Here is a 23094-nt window from a genome sequence, read left to right as displayed (position 1 = left end):
GTATATGGGAAGAAAAGTAAGATTAGATGTATTTTTAGTAGAAAAAGGTTATGTGGAAACTCGCGAAAAGGCGAAGCGAACCATTATGGCAGGGCTTGTTTTTCATAATCAAGTCCGTCTGGATAAGCCTGGTCAAAAAATCGAAGAAGACACAGAGCTTACAGTCAAAGGTAAAGCCATTCCTTATGTAAGCAGGGGCGGGTTGAAACTCGAAAAGGCCTTAAAGTTTTTTGACCTTTCAGTAAAGGATAAAGTGATGATCGATATCGGCTCGTCTACCGGAGGTTTCACAGATTGCGGTTTGCAAAATGGAGTGAAGCTTAGTTATGCGATCGATGTCGGTTATAACCAGTTGGATTGGGGCCTTCGTAACCATGAACAAGTCATTGTCATGGAGAGAACAAATTTCAGGTACGTGACAAAAGAAGATTTGAAGGAAGGCCAGCCACAATTTGCTTCGATTGATGTTTCCTTTATTTCGTTAAAAATTATTCTTCCAGTACTAGCGACGCTGTTGGATAAAGAAGGTGATGTCGTTGCCTTGATCAAACCTCAATTTGAAGCTGGACGTGAGCAGGTAGGAAAAAAAGGAATTGTCAAAGACCCGTCCATACATAGACAGGTAATTGAAAATATTCTTGATTTTGCAACTCAACACGGCTATTCTGTACATGGACTCACTTTTTCGCCAATCACAGGCGGAGACGGGAATATCGAATTTCTTGTCCATTTACGTTTGAATGGAGATGGACAAAGCGGGATTTCAGAAGAAATCAATATTGAGGCGGTCGTTGAAGAAGCGCATGAAGCGCACCGTAAAAACGCATAATGAACGTAAAAGGGCTTATGAAAAGCCCTTTTCTTATGGAAGGACTGGAAACGGAGGATGGTCATGAATAAAGGACAACGTCATATCAAAATCAGGGAATTGATTACGAATGACGACATTGAAACCCAGGATGAGTTAGTCGATCGATTAAAGGGTATGGGCTATAATGTTACTCAAGCCACAGTTTCAAGGGATATTAAAGAATTGCACCTTGTCAAAGTACCTATGATGGATGGGCGTTATAAATACAGCTTGCCTGCGGATCAGCGTTTTAATCCTTTTGAAAAATTAAAACGTTTGATGATGGATGCGTTTGTCAGCATTGATCGGGCAGGTCATTTCATCATTTTAAAAACTCTGCCAGGAAACGCGAATGCGGTAGGGGCACTCGTCGACAATTTGGAATGGGATGAAATCATGGGTACGATTTGTGGGGATGATACATGTTTGATCATTTGCCGCAGTGCAGAACAAACAGAAACAATAAGTGAGCAGCTGCTCAATATGTTATAACTGAGGTGAAAGTTTCATGCTAACAGAATTGTCTATTCGTGATTTTGCAATCATTGATCGAATTTCAATTACGTTCAAAGAAGGTCTCACCGTACTCACAGGAGAAACAGGTGCGGGTAAATCGATCATTATCGATGCCATTCAACTGCTATCTGGTGGACGAGGGTCTGTCGAGTTCGTGCGCCATGGAACAAAAAAAGCCGAAATTGAAGGATTGTTCACCGTAGGAAACGATCATCCCATTCATAAAGTGGGAAAAGAGTTTGGCGTCGATATTGAGGAAGATGGAATGGTGGTTCTCCAACGGACCATTACCCATCAAGGAAAGAGTATTTGTCGAGTGAACGGGAAGTTGGTCACACTTGGAATTATGAAAGAATTCGGTCATTCCTTAATCGATATCCATAGTCAGCATGAAACACAATCACTGATGGATCCAGACCGTCATATCGAACTCCTCGATATTTTTTCAGATGACGATATGAAATCTTCTTTGGAAGAATACCATCGGGTATATGACAAATACCGTGTCTTGAAGAAACGCTACAAGGAACTGAGCGAAAATGAACAAGAAATGGCGCAGCGCTTGGATTTGCTTGAGTTTCAGCTGCGAGAACTCCAAGAAGCTGAAATGCAGCCACTAGAAGATGATGAACTCTCAGAAGAGCGTAAAAAGCTGATGAATTACGAAAAGATTTATCAAGGAATCCATGATGCTTATTATTCCTTATATGGCGAACAAAAAGGCCTGGACTGGCTGAGTCATGCTATGACATCACTAGAGAGTACGGCAGACGTGGACGAGGAACTGGCCAAACTTTCAGAAGAAATGTCGAACTCTTACTATATCATCGAAGAGTTGACCTTCCAATTAAGCAATCAGATGGCAGCGCTTGAGTTTGATCCTGAGCGTTTAAATCAAATTGAATCACGCTTAAACGAGTTGAATCGTTTGAAGAAGAAATATGGGGCAACGGTCGATGATATGCTTCAATACGCCTCGAGGATTGAGGAAGAGATTGATGAGATTAAAAATAAGGATTCTCACTTGAATAAGATGGAAAGTGAAATTCATGAGCTGGGTCAGGATGCTGTGCTGGAGGCGAAAGCCCTTCATGACATTAGGACGAGTTCAGCAGCGACTTTATCAGAATACATCCATGAAGAATTAAGGGATTTGTATTTAGAAAAAGCATCTTTTGCTGTCGATATCAACTTGAAAGAAGGACGGGAATCCGATCCTGAGCTTGATGGGCATCCCGTACAATTGCTCCCAAATGGTATAGACATCGTTAAATTCCTAATTACCACAAATCCAGGAGAACCACTAAAAGAATTACATAAAGTTGCATCGGGAGGAGAAATGTCGCGGATTATGCTCGCTTTGAAGCGCATCTTTTCACGACACCAAGGCGTTACGAGTGTGATTTTCGACGAGGTAGATACGGGCGTCAGCGGTCGAGTAGCTCAAGCGATTGCTGAAAAAATCTACGGGATATCGGAAGGGTCGCAAGTCTTGTGTATCTCACACCTCCCACAAGTAGCTGCTATGGCCGATACTCACGTGAGAATTGAAAAAAGAGTGGATAATGATCGAACTCATACAGCAGCAAAAGAATTGACATATGATGAGAAAGCAGATGAAATATCCAGAATGATTACAGGCGCAGAACTGACAGAAACAACGGTTGAACATGCGCGTGAACTGCTTCTCATGGCTGATAAACATAAGAAACGTTGAATGAACAAAGGATAAGCGTATGGATGTTACATCCATACGCTTTTTTTATTTATATTATAGTCTCCTCAAAATTCCATTCTATATTCCAATCTTTACATATACGTTGGAGAATGTTTCTACACAAGGGAAAGGGTACTATAATTACTGTGATTATGCTCGTTTAAAAATCCCTGTGGAAGACCACATTATAAGTAAGCCATTTAGTTGGTACTGGAGTGATAAGGAGTGTGAACCCGTGAAAGATCAACAGACATTTAAATATATATGTGGTTCCGTTCTCCTGCTGTTCATGCTCATTTTACCTTTGATAGCCCCTGTTCATGATTATCTGTCCATCCCTACCGATGTAAAAATCAGTGCATCCAATGATTCAGAAGTCTTTTCTGATTTTGAAGATACAGAAGCGTTGACTGCTTTTTCATCCACTGATGATCACCAAGTCTTTTATGAGTTCGCCGGAGTTCCGCTCAAGAAAACAGATGTCACTCAAATGCGTGACATCCGTTTGATTCCTGGCGGCCAGTCGGTGGGGGTCGAATTGCATACAAAAGGAGTTCTAGTCGTCGGACACCATTTAGTCAATGGTGAAAGGGAGACGAAGAAATCACCGGGGGAGGAAGCGGATGTCCTCGTTGGTGACATTCTCCTTGAAGGCAATGGCCAAGAACTCAATAGTATGGAAAAGCTGTCCTCCATCGTCAAAGAGTCCGGCGAAGCGGAGAAACCCATTGAACTAAAGATCAAGCGAGGGAAAGAGATAATTTCCACCTCATTAACCCCTGTCTTTAACGCCCAGGAGAAGGAATATCAAATTGGTCTCTATATCCGTGATTCAGCTGCTGGTATCGGGACGATGACGTTTTATGATCCAGAAACAAAGAAATATGGTGCACTTGGCCATGTGATTTCCGATATGGATACGAAGAAACCAATCGAAATTCATGAAGGGACGATTGTTCGTTCCCACGTAACCTCTATTGAAAAAGGAAGCCAGGGAATTCCTGGGGAGAAAAAAGCAAAATTTTCTTTACGAGATGATCGTTTAGGAACGATTACCAAAAACACACCATTCGGCATTTTTGGGGAATTGGATGGGGATATGAAGAATGAGACGTATCCTAAAGGGGTCCCTGTCGGATTTGCAGAAGAAGTCGAAGAAGGACCTGCACAGATCATGACTGTGTTAGATGGTGAAGAAATGCAGACCTTTGATGTGGAAATCGTCAGTAACATGCCGAAAAAATCGGCGGTAACAAAAGGAATGATTGTTAAAATCACAGACCCAGAACTACTTGATAAAACAGGTGGTATTGTTCAGGGAATGAGTGGAAGCCCGATCATTCAAAATGGAAAAATCATTGGTGCAGTCACTCATGTGTTCGTCAATGACCCGACAAGCGGGTATGGTGTACACATTGAATGGATGCTACAAGAAGCCGGAATAGAAATATACGAAGATAATATCAATAAGCAAAAAGCAAGTTAGAAGAGCCTTCCTACGGGCTCTTCTTTTTTTAATGTCATCCATTACTATTTAATCGACAAATTTCGACAAATGATACAAGTGAATGTCGAATTTATGCGAATGCGTGAGTATTTTAAAGCATTTTCAAGATAATCTCAAATATTGAAATTTTTTTGTTATAATAAAAGAGGGTTAAATTCCTGGGTGTCGAATATGTGTATTACGGAAAAAGAAGGACTATTTTGTAAGGAGGAAAAATAAATGGAAAAGATTCGAGTCTGTTTGGCTGATGATAACCGTGAGCTTGTAAAGCTACTTGAGGAATATTTTGAGGATGCATCAGATATCGATGTCGTTGGTACGTCCTATAATGGAAAAGATTGTCTTCAAATGGTTGAGGAGAAGAAACCAGATGTGTTGATTCTGGATATCATCATGCCGCATTTAGACGGTCTTGCTGTCTTGAACAAACTGAAAGACATGGACAAGCATCCGGAAGTCATTATGCTGACGGCGTTCGGTCAGGAAGAAGTCACGAAGAAAGCGGTTGAACTTGGAGCAGCTTACTTTATGATGAAGCCATTCGACCTCGACCATCTTGGTGAGCAAGTACGTCAAATTAAACATGCGGGTGACCCGATCAATCGTGCATTAGGGAACAGTTACACATCAACTAAATCGAGAAAACCTGATCTTGATACAAGTATTACTCACATTATCCATGAAGTGGGAGTACCTGCACACATTAAAGGTTATCAGTACTTAAGGGAAGCCATTACGATGGTGTACCATGATCTTGAACTTCTAGGCTCGATTACAAAAGTCCTTTATCCTGATATTGCAACGAAATATAACACAACGGCATCCCGGGTGGAACGGGCCATCAGGCATGCGATTGAAGTTGCATGGAATCGAGGAAATATCGATGCCATTTCCTCCCTGTTCGGCTACACGATCTCTAACACGAAAGCAAAACCGACAAACAGTGAGTTCATCGCCATGGTGGCGGACCGCTTACGTTTAGAACATAAAGCCAGTTAAAAGAAAAAGCACGAGAGATGTGAAAACATCTTTCGTGCTTTTATTTTTATGTCGTCATCAATTCAGTAATTTCTTTGGCAAGGTTAACATCTTCATATATGCCTTCGTCAATTTCATCAATTTGGTTGTACAAAAAATTAGAGAGCTCTTCCTCTAATAAAAATAATCCGTCTCTATTGATCAACCGGTAACTGAAAGGGAGGTCCAGGTATTGAATGATTACAAAGGTGTTTCCTTGATCCTCGTATGTACATAGTATGGATAATTCACTATTTTCGGGATAATACCTGGATCCACCAAATCCATCCCTCTTTAAAACCATAGAACCACCCTTCCTCTTATCATCCATCATATCTGAAAATACCAAAAGATGTAACAAATTTATAGAATAAATGTAAAAATTCCCATGTTTCCGTCAAATTTCTCTGTTTGTATGTTTTTTTTCTGAATTTTGTTCAATTGTACACCTCTTTTGTGATACAATTCTTAATTATTAATTACTTTCGTTCACTAATGGGGTGTTGTATAAATGAAAGTCGTAAAATTCGGAGGCAGTTCTCTTGCAGATGCCGGACAATTAAAAAAAGTGAAAAATATTATTGATTTAGATGAAGACCGACGCGTAGTTGTCGTGTCCGCTCCAGGAAAACGTCATAGCGAAGATGAAAAAGTGACGGATCTCCTCATTGCTCTAGGGACATCCATTCAAATGCACCAAATGGATGAGTCCGTTTATAAAAAAATTATCGATCGTTTTCAATCGATGACAGAAGAGCTCGATCTCTCCTTTCATGTTGCGGAACAAGTAAAAGATAAAATCGATGAAGCGATCGAATTAGTGAAAGATGGATCTGAGCATGCTCTTGATGCCTTGAAAGCTTGTGGAGAAGATGGCTCTGCTCATATTTTAAGTGCTTATTTGCAGAAGGCAGGGTCTAATGCATCTTATGTAAATCCAAAAGAGGCGGGAATTCTCGTGCGAGACCAACCTGGTGGAGCATTGGTTTTAGAAGAAAGTTTTGAGAAATTGTATAGCTTGAGACATCGTAATGAAATCCTTGTTATTCCTGGATTTTTTGGCTATACGCCTGAAGGTGAATTAGTAACATTCTCCCGTGGAGGATCAGATATTACCGGGTCGATTGTTGCGGCAGGATTAAAGGCGGATTTGTATGAAAACTTCACCGATGTCGATTCCGTCTATTGCGTCAATCCCATGTTCGTAGATCAACCCAAACAGTTGACCTCCTTAACATATCGTGAGATGCGAGAGCTTTCCTATGCAGGTTTTTCAGTCTTTCATGACGAAGCTCTTATTCCTGCATTTAAAGAAAAGATTCCTGTATGCATCAAAAATACCAACAATCCAGCGGCACCTGGTACGATGATTGTGGCTGATCTACCTGAAAGGGAAAGTCACGTTGTGGGTATTGCAAGTGATGACGGATTTTTGAACTTATATGTGAGTAAATACTTAATGAACCGTGAGATCGGCTTCGGTCGTAGGTTGCTTCAAATTTTAGAAGATGAAGAAGTATCCTTCGAACATGCTCCGTCTGGAATCGATGACATGTCCGTCGTCATTCGTGAACATCATCTTCCACCTGAAAAAGAGGAAAAGGTCGTGAGGCGGATTAAAGAAGAGTTAGAAGTGGATACGGTCTTGATCGAAAGGGAAATGGCCATGATTATGATCGTAGGGGAAGGAATGAACCAGACGATCGGTATCGCCAGTCGCGCAGCAGCAGCTTTCCGAGAGGCAGAGGTCAATATTGAAATGATTAACCAGGGGTCATCTGAAGTTTCAATGATGTTCGGGGTCAAGTCCGCAGGTTTGGGCAAAGCCGTCCAATCTCTGTACCGAACGTTCTTCGAATAGACTTCCTAACTGTTAATGATGAGGGAAGTTATTAAAGTATATGGCAGGATTGTGGAAGACTCAATTTCGAGATTTTTATTGAATGGATGGGGGCTGCGGGGAATAGCTCGCTTTCCGCGGGAGCGCGATGAGCCTCCTCAGGCTGACGCCTTGCGGGGTCTCACCTAGCACTCTTTTCCCGCAGGAGTCTCGCCATTCCCCTCCGCCCCTTTTGCCGTATTAGTATCTCGAAACACTTCAAGAATCTTCTCATTTCCAACTGGATGGAGAAATTGAAACACCTATCCCAGGTATTTATCTCCCTGATGCCTGATATAAAGCACTTTTATCTAAAGCTCATGATGACTGGAAGACATCCAGTTCTGGTATAGGGGGTCGTTTCTCCTATACTTAGAATGGGGTGGTTGGGAAGCTGCGAGACTCCCGTGGGAGAAAGGAGATGGGCGAGATCCCGCAGGACGAAGTCCGAGGAAGCTCGCCACTCCCCACTGGAAAGCTCGCCACTCCCCCACAGGAAAGCGAGTAGCTTCCCAGCCATCCCTAACGCTCAAAAAAAGCAAACGCTTCCCGGTTATCTCGAAACTGAGTCTTCCAGAAAAGGGAGCTTAAGTGAAAAAACAGAAAAACGAAGCAGTGATCCTCACTGCTTCGTTTTTTTCTGTTGAGATAACACTTCATTCAATTGTTCTAATGTGTGAACGTCATAGTCAATCGTTTTTGAAAGCAAATATCGAAATAGCTCTGCCGTCATAATGGCATCATTCAATGCGTGATGTCGTTCCCTTTTATCAATGCCTACATACTTTAGCAAAGGGTCAAGCTGGTGTCTTACATTCGGCAGGAGCCACTGCGCCATAAGCTGGGAGTCGATCACGTGTGGTTCATAATCAGGAAGTTTCCACCTTTTTAACATGGCCTTTAAGAACCGCATATCAAATTTTGCGGGGTGGGCTACAAGAACAGATCCTTCACTGAAATCCATGAAATTTTGGAAACCTTCAATGAAAGGGCTGGCATTATTGAGGCGGTCCCGGGATAATCCTGTTAAACGCAGCGTCTGTTTGTTGACAGGGCGAATGGGTCGGATCACCTGATGGAACTTTTCCATTCGGCAGGCATGCAGACCTTGGAGCCTTATTGCACCTATGGATATGATCTCATGTCCAATCTCTGGTAAGAATCCGGTTGTCTCAAGGTCAAAGATGGTAAAGTCCAAGTCCTTTAATTGCTTCTGGTGAAAACTTTCCTTCTTATTGAAAATGGTCAGCTGCTTTTCTAATTCATGGTATGTGTGCCATTTCAAATAAGGTTTAATCTTGAAATAGTACATCGGTTTCTCAAAAAGCAAATACTTAATAATTTGTAAGTCAACTGGAAGCATTAGACCACCCGATTTCGGTTATAGCTCAATTCCAGCACCTGCTGAAGGCGTTTGGCGATAATGAGCGCTTCTCTAAGTGATCGACGTTCCTCTTTTTTCATAGGTCCAAGTTTTAAATCATTGCTTAATGGTTCTTCGTCATCCAACTGTTGAAGGTTGGCTTTCAACCGAAACAACATGAGACGGTGTAAGGCTGTTTTCGCATTTTCCACATCCCGGGGGTGGAAACGTTCTTGTTCAGCCAGTGCTTCAAGTCTGTTTACGGTATTAATCTCTTCGATTCCATATTTCATACTGTAAATACGGATCGCATTGACGATTTGCATAATCGCTGACTTTTTCAAGTTGAGCGTTCGTTTTTTTCCGATTCCTGAAATTCTCCCGAATGGCTGGACAGGGACACGGAAACGAAGTGTATCTTTCATAAGCAACTGATGCAGATTCAATGATTTCTGAACACGTTTTGTTACATATTTCTTTAGATCATAGGCAAGGGAATAATCGCCAGTAATCGGACGGAAGTCCATGAAAATGGTGAAATCCCGGATTTCTTCTGCATCCATTTTGTTGATCCACTGATCGATACTCCCATGCCAATCGCTCATCTGCTGACGCCATTTCGGTTCCTTGGCCATAATGCCGCCTGTACAGTAAGGAAAACCACATTCGTTCAACATATCATTGATTTTATTGGTGAAGATTTCAAAATATTTTTCGATTTTCGCTTTATGCTTACTGTTGTCATAATCGGCAAGGATGATGGCATTATCCTGGTCGGTGGAAAAGGCCTGTTCTTTCCGTCCTTCACTGCCCATGACCAGGAAACAGTAATTGATCGGTGGAGCTCCATACCCTTCACGGATCATTTCGTCTTCGGCAATTTGCACGACTTGTTTGTGAATACGATCGTTGTAGTTCGTCATCAATTCCGCGATGTCATAAGCGAACATATGATCTTTTATCAAGCTCGCCACGAATTTTTGGAAGCGTTCATTATGAATCGGTGACAACGGTTTGATTTCTTCTATAGTAATAGCATTTGAAATTTTATAAGTCAGGTCGAAGTAAACGGAATTTTTGATTGTGAAAAACGAGGACTGTCTTAAAATTCCGACGACCTTGTCCTTATGAAGAACAGGGATGATTTCTGTAGGATGGTGCTTCAAGTAACTCAAAGCATCATAGATAAATTCCTGTTCATTAATTTCATAGGCCTCTTCAGCCATATAAGCTTTGACTGGATTTTTGTGATCGTTCTCAAAGTAAGCTCTCAGTATTTCCCCATAACCAATCATTCCGAGCATAGATTGCTGATCATCACTGACAATCAGAGCTTCAATCTTTTGCTGTTGCAACATACGGGCAGCTTTTTCGATCGAGGCTTCAGGGTGTATGAACGTAGGCGGTTCCATATAAGCGTCTGCACGTTTTTTGTACAGTTCACGGTCATCCTGCTCATCTGTCGTAGAGCTCTTATATTTTACTTCATCGTATAAGCTTTTCATCAAGTGGCTGATGCCATCCATCACGACTTTCGAAAAGTGATTGTTGTTTGACATCACTTTCAAGAAGGATTCACGTTCAAAACAAATGGTTTTGATTGGTTCTAAAGCCTGAACAGAAAAGCGCATTTCACCACTTGTGAGGAGGATCATCACACCTACCAGGTCTCCGGGGTAATAGAACCTTACCGATAATTGCCGGCCGTTCGACCGGTGCATGATGTTTTTAGCAAGTCCGGAGACCATGAAGTGGATATCGATCGTATCATCTTCTTGGTCTTCATGGATGATGAATTCGTTTTTTGAAAATTCTCTGACCATGGCTTTACCAAATACTTCTTCAAACTCTTCCTCAGAAAGCAAATCGAAAGGGTATTGCTTTCTAAACATTTCAAACTCTGTCACAGAGCAAAACTCCTTCATCATAGTTGTTGTTTTCACCTATGGCCTAATCCTTTTGTTTAAACCGTCCTTTGGTCAAGTTGCGCTTTCTGTCCCTGTGGAGGATAAAGCCACCAATGAAGGCCAATCCTCCAACTACAAATAGAATGCCAACGAGACCCTGGATGGCAATGTGAAAAAAGATGGTGTGAAATTCTCCGAAAAGAGCATCTCGAATCAATTTTATTCCATAAACGGCGATCACACCGGGGGTGACTAATAAAAGTAAAGCAATTAATCGCATACTCGTAACTCCTTTAATTCAATCCATGAATAAGTATATCAAATGGCAGGGCAGGTTGGAACTATAGACGTACTTGCTAAAACATGCAGATTAGGGTACGATAAAGTTACGCAAAAAGTTGCAGGGTGTGGTGAAATGAAACGTGTGTTGATTGTCGGAGCAGGGAAAGGTGGAACCGCCCTGTTGAAATTGTTGAAGAAAATGGACCGTATGTTAGTGATTGCGGTAACGGACATCGACCCAAATGCACCGGGGATAGCGCTTGCTGAGAGTTACGGGATTTCTACAGACCGCCGCTGGCAGGATTGGATACATAGAGAGATCGATATCGTGATCGAAGCTACAGGGGAAGAACATGTGTTTAATGAAATCCGTGAAACCAGAAAACGCTCGACGGTTGTCATTCCAGGCTCGGTAGCTTATGTGACCGCAGAATTATTGGAAGAAAAGGAATCGCTTGTGCAAAAATTGAAACAGCAGACGGAAAATCAGCACCTGATTTTGAACAGTATTCATGATGGGATGATTGTGATAGATGAGGAAGGGAAAGTTTCATTTATCAACCGAAGTGCGGAGCGCATCGTAGGAATGGGGCGGTCATCTATGATTGGAGAACCCATAAATGAAATCATTCCGGATTCGAGGCTTCCTCAAGTCCTCGCCTCCCGCGAAGAAGAAGTGAATCAGAAGCTTGCCTTAGGAAATGGGAAGAAAGTAGTGACTACAAGAATTCCGATGATCGGGCAAAATCAAAGGGTGATCGGTGCTTTTGCTGTTTTCAAAGATATTACGGAAGTAGTCAATCTTGCTGAGGAAATCACAGATCTTAAAGAAGTGAAAACGATGCTTGAGGCCATCATTCAATCTTCGGATGAGGCGATTTCGGTTGTCGATGAAAATGGAAGCGGTTTAATGATTAATCCTGCATATACGAGGATTACCGGACTCTCTGAAGAAGAAATCGTTGGAAAGCCCGCAACGGTCGATATATCTGAAGGAGAAAGTATGCACATGAAAGTCCTTCGCACAAGAAGGCCTGTCCGGGGGGTGCGTATGAAGGTAGGACCTTCGAAAAAAGATGTCCTCGTTAATGTCGCCCCTGTTATCGTGGATGGAAAGTTGAAGGGGAGTGTCGGGGTCCTTCATGACGTTTCGGAAATTCAAGCATTGACGAGTGAACTTAAAAGAGCGAGACAAATCATTCGCAGCTTGGAAGCGAAGTACACGTTTGATGATATCATCGGAGATTCCCAGGAAATGACCTTGGCTCTTGAACAAGCGAAAGTCGGTGCACGCACGCCTGCTTCCGTCTTGTTGAGAGGGGAATCGGGAACCGGGAAAGAACTTTTCGCCCATGCGATTCATAACGAGAGCAAGCGGCGCCATAATAAGTTTATCCGTGTCAATTGTGCGGCCATAGCTGAATCCCTACTGGAAAGCGAATTGTTTGGATACGAAGATGGTGCTTTTTCAGGAGCGAAACGAGGCGGTAAAAAAGGGCTGTTTGAAGAAGCAAACCACGGAAGTATTTTTCTTGATGAAATCGGTGAACTGACATTGCCGATGCAGGCAAAATTGCTGCGGGTGCTACAAGAGAATGAAATCATCAGGGTCGGAGGTACGAAGCCTGTCCATGTGGATGTCCGCGTAATTGCTGCCACCAATGTCAATTTGGAAAAAGCGATTATGAACAAGAATTTCCGTGAAGATCTTTATTATCGTCTGAACCGGCTTCCAATTTACATTCCTCCCCTTCGTGAAAGAATCGAAGATGTCCAGCTTTTGACCGACCATTTGATTCAAAAGCTGAATGAAGACTATGGAAGGCATGTAACCTCAGTCGATGAGGAGGCTTTTCGTATGTTGAAAGAATATGATTGGCCGGGAAATGTAAGAGAGCTAGAAAACATTATCGGCCGAGCGATGATTTATATGGAGAATATGGAAGATACGATAAAGGTGGAGCACCTTCCTCGGCTGAAAAAGGCGACGACGGAATCAGGCCGACCTACTGAAAATGCGCCATGGCTGGGAGAAACCTTGCAGCAGGCTGTAGATGAATATGAAAAGAGTTTGCTTGCCGACGCTTACCGGTCTCATGATTTTAATAAAACGAAGACAGCCAAAGCTTTAGGTATCTCCATTCGGAATTTATATTATAAATTAGAAAAATATCAACTAGACAAAAACAGCATGCAAAATTTTTCATAGTGCAGACTTTTGCAGAGGTGCAAACCTCCAGGTGAACCTATTCTGGTGTGTATAGAAGTTGGCATGAATATTGCATGTATATGAAGAGGGGAAGAGGTGACGCATGAAAAAGTTAGATGAACTAGTCGATCAAATTGACCGTCGTTCACCGAAAACGGTCTCTGTTGCTCAAGCAGCAGATGATGAAGTATTGAAAGCAGTTAAAATGGCCCGGGCATCCAACCTGGCTGATTTCTTTCTTGTAGGAGATCAAACAGAGATTGAAAACAAGTCAAAAGCTGTTGGTTTGGATTTATCACAGGAAGGCATTGAAGTGATTCATGCAAGTGAAAAGGATAGTGCACAAGTCGCTGTGAAAGCCGTCCACTCCGGTGAAGCTCATGTTGTCATGAAAGGCCATATCGATACAAAATCTTTATTGAAAGCAGTCCTGGATAAAGAGTATGGGCTCAGGAAAGGTTCGGTACTGTCCCACGTGGCTTTGTTTGAAATTCCAGGCAGGGATAAACTGATTTACCTCACAGACGCAGCGATGAATATCGCGCCGAGTCTTGAGGAAAAAGCTCAAATCATCAATAATGCCGTGGAAGTAGCTACAAGGGCAGGCTGGAAGAACCCGAAGGTAGCTCCGCTGGCAGCAGTAGAAGTAGTGAACCCTTCCATGACAGCCACTCAAGATGCTGCAATGCTCACGCAAATGAACAGGCGCGGGCAACTGAAGGGCTGTATCGTGGATGGTCCCCTTGCCTTTGACAATGCGGTTGATCCAAAAGCAGCAGAACAAAAAGGAATTGTATCAGAAGTAGCAGGGCAGGCGGACATACTTGTTGTGCCATCCATTGAAGTGGCCAATGCCTTGTACAAGTCATTCATATATTTCGCCAATGGAAAAGTGGCGGGCGTAATCAGCGGCGCTAAAGCTCCGATCGTATTGACGTCCAGAGCGGATGATGCCGAGAGCAAAATTTATTCACTGGCTTTAGCTTTACAAGCCAGTCAACAATAGGAGGATTCACAATGAAAATTTTCAGCTATATGCAAGAGTACGATTACGAGCAATTGTTATTCTGTCAAGATGAACAATCAGGTCTAAAAGCAATCATCGCCATCCACGATACAACGCTTGGACCTGCTCTCGGAGGCACACGTATGTGGACATACGCTTCTGAAGACGATGCAGTGGAAGATGCCCTGCGTCTGGCAAAAGGAATGACATACAAAAATGCTGCAGCCGGCCTCAACCTTGGTGGAGGAAAAACGGTTATCATCGGTGACCCTAAAAAAGATAAAAATGAAGAGATGTTCCGTGCTTTCGGTCGTTATATCCAAGGTCTGAATGGTCGTTACATTACTGCAGAAGATGTAGGCACAACTGTTCAGGACATGGATCTTATCCATGAGGAAACGGATTATGTGACAGGAATCTCTCCTGCATTCGGCTCTTCAGGAAACCCGTCACCAGTGACTGCTTACGGAGTGTACCGTGGTATGAAAGCTGCGGCGAAAGAAGGATTCGGAACGGATTCCTTAGAAGGGAAGACGGTAGCAGTCCAGGGAGTCGGGAATGTGGCCTTTACCCTTTGTCGTCATCTTCACGAAGAAGGAGCCAATCTTGTTGTTACAGATATCAACAAAGAAGCGGTTCAGCGTGCTGTAGAAGAATTTGGTGCAAAAGCGGTTGATCCTGACGATATCTACAGTGTGGATTGTGACATTTACGCTCCTTGTGCTCTTGGTGCAACGATTAATGATGAAACGATTCCTCAATTAAAAGCGAAAGTCGTTGCTGGTGCGGCGAATAACCAGTTGAAAGAAACGAAACATGGCGATATTCTTCATGAAAAAGGCATTGTCTACACGCCGGACTATGTAATCAATGCGGGAGGCGTCATCAACGTAGCAGATGAGCTGCACGGATATAATAAAGATCGTGCGATGAAGCGCGTAGAAACTATTTATGACAACGTATCACGAGTATTTGAAATTTCACGCCGTGATAACATTCCAACATATGTAGCTGCAGACCGTATGGCAGAAGAACGGATTGAACGTATGCGCAGGTCCCGCAGTCAGTTCCTTCAAAATGGTCAACACATCTTAAGCAGAAGACAGAACGGTTAACGGGGGTTTCGGAATTGCAAACACATCGTATTCTGGTCATCAACCCAGGCTCCACATCTACGAAGATCGGAGTCTTTGATGATCAGGAAGTCGTTTTTGAAAAAACCATCCGTCATACGGCGGAGGAAATCAGTTCATACAAGCGAATCATTGATCAATATGAATTCCGTAAACGTGTCATTCTCGACGAGCTTGACCGTGAAGGCATCAACATCAGCAAATTGAGTGCCGTGTGCGGGAGAGGCGGATTGCTGCGTCCAATCGAAGGTGGGACATATGAGGTTAATGAGGCAATGCTTGAAGATTTGAAAAATGGATACAATGGAGAACATGCGTCAAATCTTGGTGGGATCATTGCGAGTGAAATTGCTCAAGGGTTGAACATAGGTGCTTATATCGTCGACCCGGTCGTGGTGGATGAACTCCATGAATTAGCCCGTGTTTCTGGTGTACCTGAAATACCAAGAAAAAGTATTTTCCATGCCTTGAATCAGAAAGCTGTCGCGAGAAGAGCGGCAGCTGATCTCCGTCTGTCCTATAAGGATGCCCGCTTGATCGTCACTCATATGGGCGGTGGAATTACAGTGGGTGCCCACGTTGGCGGCCGAGTCATTGACGTCAACAATGGTTTACATGGAGACGGACCGTTTTCACCAGAGCGGGCAGGTACCGTTCCTGCTGGTGACCTTGTTTCCTTATGTTTCTCCGGCCAATATTATCGCGATGAAGTGATGAAGAAGTTGGTAGGGCAAGGGGGCCTTATGGCTTACTTGGATACAAACGATGCCCGTGAAGTCGAAGAGATGGTTGCTAATGGTGACCGAAAAGCAAAAGTTGTCTTTGAAGCTATGGCTTACCAAATTGCCAAAGAAATCGGAAGTATGAGTGCCGTTATGGAAGGCAAAGTGGATGCGATTGCACTCACAGGTGGTCTTGCTTATGGAAAAGCGTTCGTAGAAGAAATTTCAAAACGTGTCCATTGGATTGCAGATGTCCTCGTCTATCCTGGTGAAAATGAGCTGGAAGCGTTGAATGAGGGGACGTTACGTGTCCTCAATAAAGAAGAAGTTCCAAAACAATATCCTAACTTTCAAGAATAGGAAGGAGAGTCCAAGGTGGCACAAGAATACGATTTGGTCATTCTCGGAGGTGGCACAGGCGGTTACGTGGCCGCCATCCGAGCTTCAAAATTAGGCTTGAAAACAGCGATTGTAGAAAAAAGAGAACTTGGTGGGACATGCTTACACAGAGGGTGCATCCCTTCGAAAGCTTTGCTTCGAAGTGCTGAAGTATTTAAACAAACGAAAGAAGCCGATCGGTATGGTATTTCAACAGAAAACCCAACCTTGAATTTTACGAAAGTCCAAGAACGGAAACAATCGATTGTAGACACACTACATAAAGGTGTTCAAGGATTGATGAAAAAAGGGAAAATCGATGTCTTTGAAGGTTTTGGCCGGATTTTAGGTCCTTCTATTTTTTCACCGACAGCAGGAACGATTTCTGTGGAGATGAACAATGGGGAAGAAAACGAAATGTTGATCCCTAAAAATGTGTTAGTGGCGACAGGTTCCCGTCCTAAATCATTGCCGGGACTTGAAATCGATGGTGAAGTTGTCATGAGTTCTGATGAAGCTCTTCATATGGAAGAACTACCAGAATCGATCATCATCGTCGGTGGAGGGGTCATCGGAATCGAATGGGCATCTATGCTGGCAGACTTCGGTGTGAAAGTGACGGTTCTTGAATATTTGCCACACATTCTTCCTACTGAAGACGAAGATATTTCCAGGGAAATGTTGAAGCAGATGAAAAAGAAAGGCGTCGATATTGTTACGAGCGCCAAGGTTCTTCCTGATACGATCGAGAAAGACAATGGTGTAAAAGTTGATGCAGAAGTGGACGGCGAGACGGTTACTTACGAAGCGGAACGCATGTTGGTTTCTGTCGGTAGATCAGCGAACGTTGACAATATCGGTCTTGAAAACACAGATATTCAAGTCGAAAACGGGATTATTCAAACTAATGATGTTTATCAGACGAAGGAAAGCCACATTTACGCAATCGGTGATGTTATCGGAGGCATGCAGCTGGCCCACGTGGCTTCTCATGAAGGGATGATCGCTGTTGAACATATGGCAGACCAAAATCCACATCCGATGAACCAGGATCAAGTGCCATCCTGTATCTACTCCAACCCTGAAGTTTCAAGTGTCGGTTTGACGGAAAAAGCAGCAAAAGAAAAAGGGTTTGATGTGAAAGTAGGCAAGTTCCCATTCCAAGCGATCGGGAAAGCACTCGTTCATGGAGAAACAGATGGTTTCGTTAAGATCGTAGCAGATAAAGAAAGCGATGATCTATTAGGCGTGCATATGATCGGGCCACATGTAACGGACATGATTTCAGAAGCAGCTCTGGCTCAAGTTCTTGATGCGACCCCATGGGAAATCGCTGAAACGATTCACCCACACCCAACGCTCTCGGAAGCGATCGGGGAAGCGGCTATGGCCGTCGACGGCAATCAAATCCATGGATAAATCTGAAGGAGGGATCCTCATGGCTGAAAATCGCCATAAAGCTTTAGGCTTAAGTGATGATCAAGTGTTGGACATGTTTCGCACGATGTTGTTAGCAAGAAGAATCGATGAACGAATGTGGTTGCTGAACCGCGCGGGTAAAATCCCATTCGTCATTTCCTGTCAAGGTCAAGAAGCTGCCCAAGTAGGGGCGTCCTACGCTCTTGATCGTGAAAAAGATTATGCTCTGCCTTACTACCGGGACATGGGTGTCGTTCTGTCATTCGGTATGACCGCTCAGGACTTAATGCTGTCCGGTTTTGCAAAAGCAGAAGATCCGAACTCGGGTGGCCGCCAAATGCCGGGTCACTTCGGTCAAAAGAAAAACCGAATCGTTACCGGTTCATCACCCGTTACTACACAAGTGCCGCATGCAGTAGGAATCGCTCTGGCAGGGAAGATGGAGAAGAAAGACTTTGTTTCTCTCGTAACATTCGGTGAAGGTTCTTCCAACCAGGGAGATTTCCACGAAGGTGCGAACTTTGCAGGTGTACACAAGCTTCCCGTTATCTTTATGGTTGAAAACAATAAATATGCTATTTCTGTTCCAGTATCGAAACAGTTGGCGTGTGAAAAAGTTTCTGACCGTGCTATCGGTTATGGTATGCCAGGTTTCACAGTAGACGGCAATGATCCTCTAGCTGTTTATGAAGCGGTGAAAGAAGCAGCGGATCGTGGGCGTAATGGAGAAGGACCAACACTGATTGAGACTGTATCCTACCGCCTCACTCCACACTCCAGTGATGATGATGACCGTACGTACAGGGAGCGAGAAGAAGTGGATGAAGCGAAGAAAAAAGATTCGATCGTCACTTTCGCTCAGTATTTGCGTGACACAGGTGTTCTGACAGATGAAAAGGAAAAGGAAATGAATGACGAAATCAGTGAAATCGTCAATGAAGCGACTGACTATGCCGAGAATGCGGCTTATGCGGAAGCGGAATCAGCAATGAAATATGTGTACGAAGAGTAAGGAGGGGGAGCAATAATGGCAGTTATATCTTATATTCAAGCCGTCACTCAAGCTTTGAAAGAAGAAATGAAGCGGGATGAAAAAGTGTTCGTCCTTGGTGAAGATGTTGGAAAACGTGGAGGCGTATTCCGCGCGACTGATGGTCTTTATGATGAATTTGGCGAAGACAGAGTTCTTGATACACCACTAGCTGAATCCGCAATCGCTGGTGTTGGAATCGGTGCAGCTATGTATGGCATGCGTCCAGTAGCTGAGATGCAGTTCGCTGACTTTATCATGCCGGCGGTCAACCAGATTATTTCAGAAGCCGCTAAAATCCGATACCGTTCCAATAACGACTGGAGTGCTCCGATTACAATCCGCGCTCCTTATGGCGGCGGTGTCCACGGAGCCCTTTACCATTCCCAGTCCGTTGAAGCGGTTTTCGCGAATCAGCCCGGATTGAAAATTGTGATGCCATCGACGCCTTATGATGTCAAAGGTTTGTTAAAAGCGTCGATCCGTGACAATGATCCGGTCCTTTTCTTTGAACATAAACGTGCCTACCGTCTCATTAAAGGCGAAGTGCCAGATGAGGATTATACCCTTCCCATCGGCAAAGCTGACGTGAAGCGCGAAGGTTCGGACATTACGGTTATTACCTACGGCCTATGCGTCCATTTTGCCTTGCAAGCAGCAGAGAAGTTGGCTGAAGAGGGCATTGATGCACATATTCTCGATTTGCGTACAGTGTATCCTCTGGATAAAGAAGGAATCATCGAAGCGGCATCCAAAACGGGTAAAGTCCTGCTTGTAACTGAGGACAATAAAGAAGGTGGAATCATCTCAGAGGTGTCCGCAATTATCAGTGAGAATTGCCTGTTCGACCTGGATGCTCCCGTTCAGCGACTCGCAGGTCCAGACATCCCTTCGATGCCTTATGCTCCGACGATGGAGAAGCACTTCATGATGAATCCAGATAAAGTAGAAAAAGCGATGAGAGATCTTGCGGAATTTTAATTGAAGGAGGAGATTTCCTGTGGGTTTAGAAAAAATCAATATGCCTCAGCTTGGTGAAAGTGTCACAGAAGGAACGATCAGTACATGGCTTGTTCAGCCTGGAGATCAGGTGAATAAATACGATCCTATTGCAGAAGTCATGACAGACAAAGTGAACGCAGAAGTCCCATCTTCTTTTTCCGGCGTGATCAAAGAGCTCGTCGCATCCGAAGGAGATACCATCGAAGTCGGTGAACTCATGTGTTACATCGAAATAGAGGGAGCGGGGTCTGCTGAAGAACCTGAGAAGGAAGAGAATAAGCAGGCGCCTGCACAGGAAACGCCGGTGGCTGAAGAAAAACCATCAGCAGCTTCCACGAAGCCTGAGAAAAAACAGGACAAAGGCAATAAAAAGCGGTATTCTCCAGCGGTCATGACGCTTGCACAGGAACATGATATTGATTTGAATCAAGTCGATGGTTCCGGTCGCGGTGGAAGAATTACACGTAAAGATATTGAGAAAATCATTGCGAGCGGAGATATTCCAAAAGCTGGAGAAGAAAAAGCAGAAGCACCTGCCGAGCAACCTGTACAAGCAGAGCAGAAAGCTGCTCCAACTCCAGGCTCTTCGCCACAGACGCCGAATGTACAAGCCGGTGAAGGGGACATCGAGATCCCTGTCACAGGTGTCCGTAAAGCCATTGCAGCGAACATGGTGAAGTCTAAGACAGAAATTCCTCATGCATGGATGATGGTTGAAGTAGATGTCACGAATTTGGTTGAACTTCGTAATGCAAAGAAAAACCAGTTCAAGCAACAGGAAGGCTTCAGCCTGACGTATTTCGCTTTCTTTGTAAAAGCTGTCGCTCAAGCATTGAAAGAATATCCACAGTTGAACAGTATGTGGGCAGGAGAAAAGATCATTCAGCGCAAAGCCATCAACTTGAACATCGCCGTGGCTAAAGACGACCAATTGTTCGTTCCTGTTATCAAAGATGCTGATGAAAAGAGCATCAAAGGAATTGCAAAAGACATTACAGACCTTGCCAACAAAGCACGTCAAGGTAAGCTGACATCGAAAGATATGGAAGGCGGTACCTTCACCGTCAATAACACAGGCTCTTTCGGTTCCGTACAGTCCATGGGTGTCATCAACCACCCTCAGGCCGCTATTTTACAAGTAGAATCCATCGTGAAAAAGCCGGTTTATCAGAATGGCATGTTCGGAGCGCGTGACATGGTCAACCTATGTCTATCCTTAGACCACCGGGTTCTTGACGGCCTCGTCGCCGGCAATTTCCTTGCCCGTGTGAAAGAAATCTTAGAGAAAATGTCAGAAGACAACACATCTGTATACTAATGCAAAAAAGCTGTCCCCTACCATGGAGGACAGCTTTTTATCATCTTCTTCATCAAGGCTTTTTCTCTTATAGGTGATTAGTTTCGAAACTTTTATAGAAGGTATAATATCTGTGGAACTACTCTAATGGATAGAAGACTTTTGCGATTTCGAGAATCCTATATGGTAAGGGGCGTTTGGAAAGCGAGCCCTTACCAAATGTTCCTATGCTCTTTCAAGCATCTCGAAATCAACGATTAGACAATTCAATTGAAAGATGTCAGATATCTTGGTAAAATGTTCATAGCATTTCTATAAAGGGGCCATGTCAAATGGATTTTAATATTTTTATGAACGACGTTGTTTCAAAAGCACGTGAAGAAATTACACAAGCAGGATATACGGAACTGACGACACCTGAAGAAGTCGATCAGGCACTAAATAAAGAAGGTACAACCCTTGTGATGATCAACTCTGTATGTGGATGTGCAGGCGGTATTGCCCGTCCGGCGGCAGCTCATGCGATTCACTACGATAAGCGCCCGGACCAGCTGGTTACTGTTTTTGCTGGGCAGGATCGTGAAGCGACAGATCGTGCTCGCGAATATTTTGAAGGATACCCGCCTTCCTCTCCATCTTTTGCACTTTTGAAGGACGGTAAAATCCAGACGATGGTCGAGCGTCACGACATTGAAGGATTTGAACCGATGGAAGTCATCGGAAAGCTTCAACGCAGTTTTGAAGAGTATTGCGAAGAAGTATAAGAATACAATAAGCCCAGGATCTTTGTTTTTAAAACAAAGATCCTTTTTTACGTAACGCACGGTCTTTACATAATGAAACGCTTGATTTTCTTAGGTCAGTGTTATAAAGAAAGAACGGAGGTGAACACAGCAATGAAAATAGGATATCGGACAATTAAGACGGCATTGGGAACACCACTTGCCATATGGATTGCTCAGATGCTTCAGCTGGAGAATTTCGCATCAGCGGGGATCTTGACCATTCTCTGTATCCAAATTACGAGAAAACGTTCATTTTTAAGTGCGTGGCATCGCTTTTCCGCTTGTTTATTAGCGATGGGGTTTTCATTTGCCTTTTTTGAGCTATTGGGATACAATCCCATTTCGATCGGACTGATGTTATTTGCCTTTATTCCTGCTACGGTGTGGTTTAAAATCACACCTGGAATCGTAACCAGCTCAGTCATCATCCTTCACCTCTACGGTTCAGGGGATATCGGCTGGAGTATTATATGGAATGAAGTGTTGTTAATAACAGTGGGGATTGGAACAGCCTTACTGCTGAATTTATATATGCCTAGTCTGGAGAAGAAGTTGAATCAGTATCGAAAGCAGGTGGAAAGCAACTTTTCCATTATTTTGAGAGAAATTGCTCAATTTCTACGGAATGGAGATAATGATTGGACAGGCAAGGAGTTAACGGAGACCGCTAATCTTCTGGAAAAAGCCAAATCTCTCTCTTATCGAGATGTAGAAAATCATTTGTTGCGTTCCCACAATCATTTTTATCACTATTTTCATATGCGGACCAAACAGTTTGAACTCTTGGAGCGTATGCTTCCACTTGTAAGCCGTATATCGTCTTCTGACATCCACGGCATTCGCATGGCGGAGTTTTTCGATGATTTAGCCGATGCTGTCCATCCCGGGAATACAGCTGTTATCTATTTGAGGATGTTAAAAGAGATGAAAGAGGACTTCCGGGAAGACCGATTGCCGGAAACGCGGGAAGAGTTTGAAGTAAGAGCGAGTCTATTCCATTTATTAAATGAAATAGAGGACTACCTGATCATTAAGCGATCGTTCAAAAAGAGTGATGTATAGGGGGGAGAACGTG

The 23094-nt window shown here is 43.6% G+C and carries 20 protein-coding genes; 16 read left to right on the top strand and 4 right to left on the bottom strand.

Features of this window, described 5'->3' with window-relative positions; translation table 11 throughout:
* Nucleotides 1-4: 4 nt before the first annotated feature.
* The 5 genes from ACJA3J_RS13880 (at nt 5) to spo0A (ending at nt 5589) form a co-directional block, all read left to right on the top strand.
* Complete coding sequence (locus ACJA3J_RS13880; protein WP_089651775.1) at nt 5-829, top strand: TlyA family RNA methyltransferase; 825 nt, start codon at nt 5-7, stop codon at nt 827-829.
* 63 nt (nt 830-892) lie between these two features.
* A complete protein-coding gene (gene ahrC / locus ACJA3J_RS13875; protein ID WP_089651776.1) occupies nt 893-1342 on the top strand; it encodes a transcriptional regulator AhrC/ArgR in 450 nt (149 codons plus the stop codon).
* 16 nt (nt 1343-1358) lie between these two features.
* Complete coding sequence (recN, locus tag ACJA3J_RS13870) at nt 1359-3083, top strand: DNA repair protein RecN (RefSeq protein ID WP_089651777.1); 1725 nt, start codon at nt 1359-1361, stop codon at nt 3081-3083.
* A 235-nt stretch (nt 3084-3318) separates the two neighbouring features.
* The gene (spoIVB, locus tag ACJA3J_RS13865) at nt 3319-4569 is read left to right on the top strand and encodes a SpoIVB peptidase (protein WP_089651886.1); all 1251 of its coding nucleotides are present in this window, start codon (nt 3319-3321) and stop codon (nt 4567-4569) included.
* A gap of 240 nt (nt 4570-4809) precedes the next feature.
* The gene (gene spo0A, locus ACJA3J_RS13860; RefSeq protein ID WP_089651778.1) at nt 4810-5589 is read left to right on the top strand and encodes a sporulation transcription factor Spo0A; all 780 of its coding nucleotides are present in this window, start codon (nt 4810-4812) and stop codon (nt 5587-5589) included.
* A gap of 46 nt (nt 5590-5635) precedes the next feature.
* On the opposite strand, the gene ACJA3J_RS13855 is transcribed toward spo0A, so the two are convergent.
* The gene (locus ACJA3J_RS13855) at nt 5636-5911 is read right to left on the bottom strand and encodes a hypothetical protein (protein ID WP_089651779.1); all 276 of its coding nucleotides are present in this window, start codon (nt 5909-5911) and stop codon (nt 5636-5638) included.
* A 207-nt stretch (nt 5912-6118) separates the two neighbouring features.
* Between ACJA3J_RS13855 and ACJA3J_RS13850 the strand changes: the two genes are divergently transcribed.
* Nucleotides 6119-7468 (top strand): aspartate kinase, encoded by a 1350-nt coding sequence (locus ACJA3J_RS13850; RefSeq protein ID WP_406944370.1) that lies wholly within the window; start codon nt 6119-6121, stop codon nt 7466-7468.
* Between the two features lie 640 nt (nt 7469-8108).
* Here ACJA3J_RS13850 and ACJA3J_RS13845 read toward each other — a convergent pair.
* The 3 genes from ACJA3J_RS13845 to ACJA3J_RS13835 are packed head-to-tail and all read right to left on the bottom strand — an operon-like array spanning nt 8109 to nt 11036.
* On the bottom strand, nt 8109-8849 hold the full coding sequence (locus ACJA3J_RS13845) for a PolC-type DNA polymerase III (RefSeq protein WP_089651781.1): 741 nt from the start codon (nt 8847-8849) through the stop codon (nt 8109-8111).
* On the bottom strand, nt 8849-10756 hold the full coding sequence (locus tag ACJA3J_RS13840; RefSeq protein WP_115822415.1) for a DUF294 nucleotidyltransferase-like domain-containing protein: 1908 nt from the start codon (nt 10754-10756) through the stop codon (nt 8849-8851). The genes ACJA3J_RS13845 and ACJA3J_RS13840 overlap by 1 nt, the downstream gene beginning before the upstream one ends.
* 43 nt (nt 10757-10799) lie before the next feature.
* Entirely contained in the window at nt 10800-11036 is a 237-nt protein-coding gene (locus tag ACJA3J_RS13835; RefSeq protein ID WP_089651782.1) for a DUF2627 domain-containing protein, read from the bottom strand.
* A 135-nt stretch (nt 11037-11171) separates the two neighbouring features.
* Between ACJA3J_RS13835 and ACJA3J_RS13830 the strand changes: the two genes are divergently transcribed.
* From ACJA3J_RS13830 to ACJA3J_RS13785, 10 genes are all read left to right on the top strand, one after another.
* Nucleotides 11172-13247, top strand: a complete 2076-nt coding sequence (locus ACJA3J_RS13830; protein WP_406944369.1) for a sigma 54-interacting transcriptional regulator — start codon at nt 11172-11174, stop codon at nt 13245-13247.
* Between the two features lie 103 nt (nt 13248-13350).
* A complete protein-coding gene (gene yqiS / locus ACJA3J_RS13825; RefSeq protein WP_406944368.1) occupies nt 13351-14253 on the top strand; it encodes a phosphate butyryltransferase in 903 nt (300 codons plus the stop codon).
* Between the two features lie 11 nt (nt 14254-14264).
* Nucleotides 14265-15368: a branched-chain amino acid dehydrogenase gene (gene bcd, locus ACJA3J_RS13820; RefSeq protein ID WP_115822413.1), complete on the top strand. Its 1104-nt coding sequence runs from the start codon at nt 14265-14267 to the stop codon at nt 15366-15368.
* 14 nt (nt 15369-15382) lie between these two features.
* Nucleotides 15383-16468, top strand: a complete 1086-nt coding sequence (buk, locus tag ACJA3J_RS13815) for a butyrate kinase (RefSeq protein WP_406944367.1) — start codon at nt 15383-15385, stop codon at nt 16466-16468.
* A 15-nt stretch (nt 16469-16483) separates the two neighbouring features.
* Nucleotides 16484-17905, top strand: a complete 1422-nt coding sequence (lpdA, locus tag ACJA3J_RS13810) for a dihydrolipoyl dehydrogenase (RefSeq protein ID WP_089651787.1) — start codon at nt 16484-16486, stop codon at nt 17903-17905.
* 19 nt (nt 17906-17924) lie between these two features.
* Complete coding sequence (locus ACJA3J_RS13805; RefSeq protein WP_089651788.1) at nt 17925-18917, top strand: thiamine pyrophosphate-dependent dehydrogenase E1 component subunit alpha; 993 nt, start codon at nt 17925-17927, stop codon at nt 18915-18917.
* A 15-nt stretch (nt 18918-18932) separates the two neighbouring features.
* On the top strand, nt 18933-19916 hold the full coding sequence (locus ACJA3J_RS13800) for an alpha-ketoacid dehydrogenase subunit beta (RefSeq protein ID WP_089651789.1): 984 nt from the start codon (nt 18933-18935) through the stop codon (nt 19914-19916).
* Between the two features lie 19 nt (nt 19917-19935).
* The gene (locus ACJA3J_RS13795; RefSeq protein ID WP_089651790.1) at nt 19936-21255 is read left to right on the top strand and encodes a dihydrolipoamide acetyltransferase family protein; all 1320 of its coding nucleotides are present in this window, start codon (nt 19936-19938) and stop codon (nt 21253-21255) included.
* A gap of 311 nt (nt 21256-21566) precedes the next feature.
* The gene (locus ACJA3J_RS13790; RefSeq protein WP_089651791.1) at nt 21567-21998 is read left to right on the top strand and encodes a BrxA/BrxB family bacilliredoxin; all 432 of its coding nucleotides are present in this window, start codon (nt 21567-21569) and stop codon (nt 21996-21998) included.
* A 132-nt stretch (nt 21999-22130) separates the two neighbouring features.
* Nucleotides 22131-23081, top strand: coding sequence for an aromatic acid exporter family protein (locus tag ACJA3J_RS13785; protein WP_406944366.1), 951 nt, complete (start codon nt 22131-22133; stop codon nt 23079-23081).
* Nucleotides 23082-23094: the final 13 nt, after the last annotated feature.

It is taken from the genome of Halobacillus sp. SY10 (assembly GCF_045401165.1).
Taxonomy (GTDB): Bacteria; Bacillota; Bacilli; order Bacillales; family Halobacillaceae; genus Halobacillus; species Halobacillus aidingensis.
This window is presented reverse-complemented; position numbering and strand designations above follow the sequence as displayed.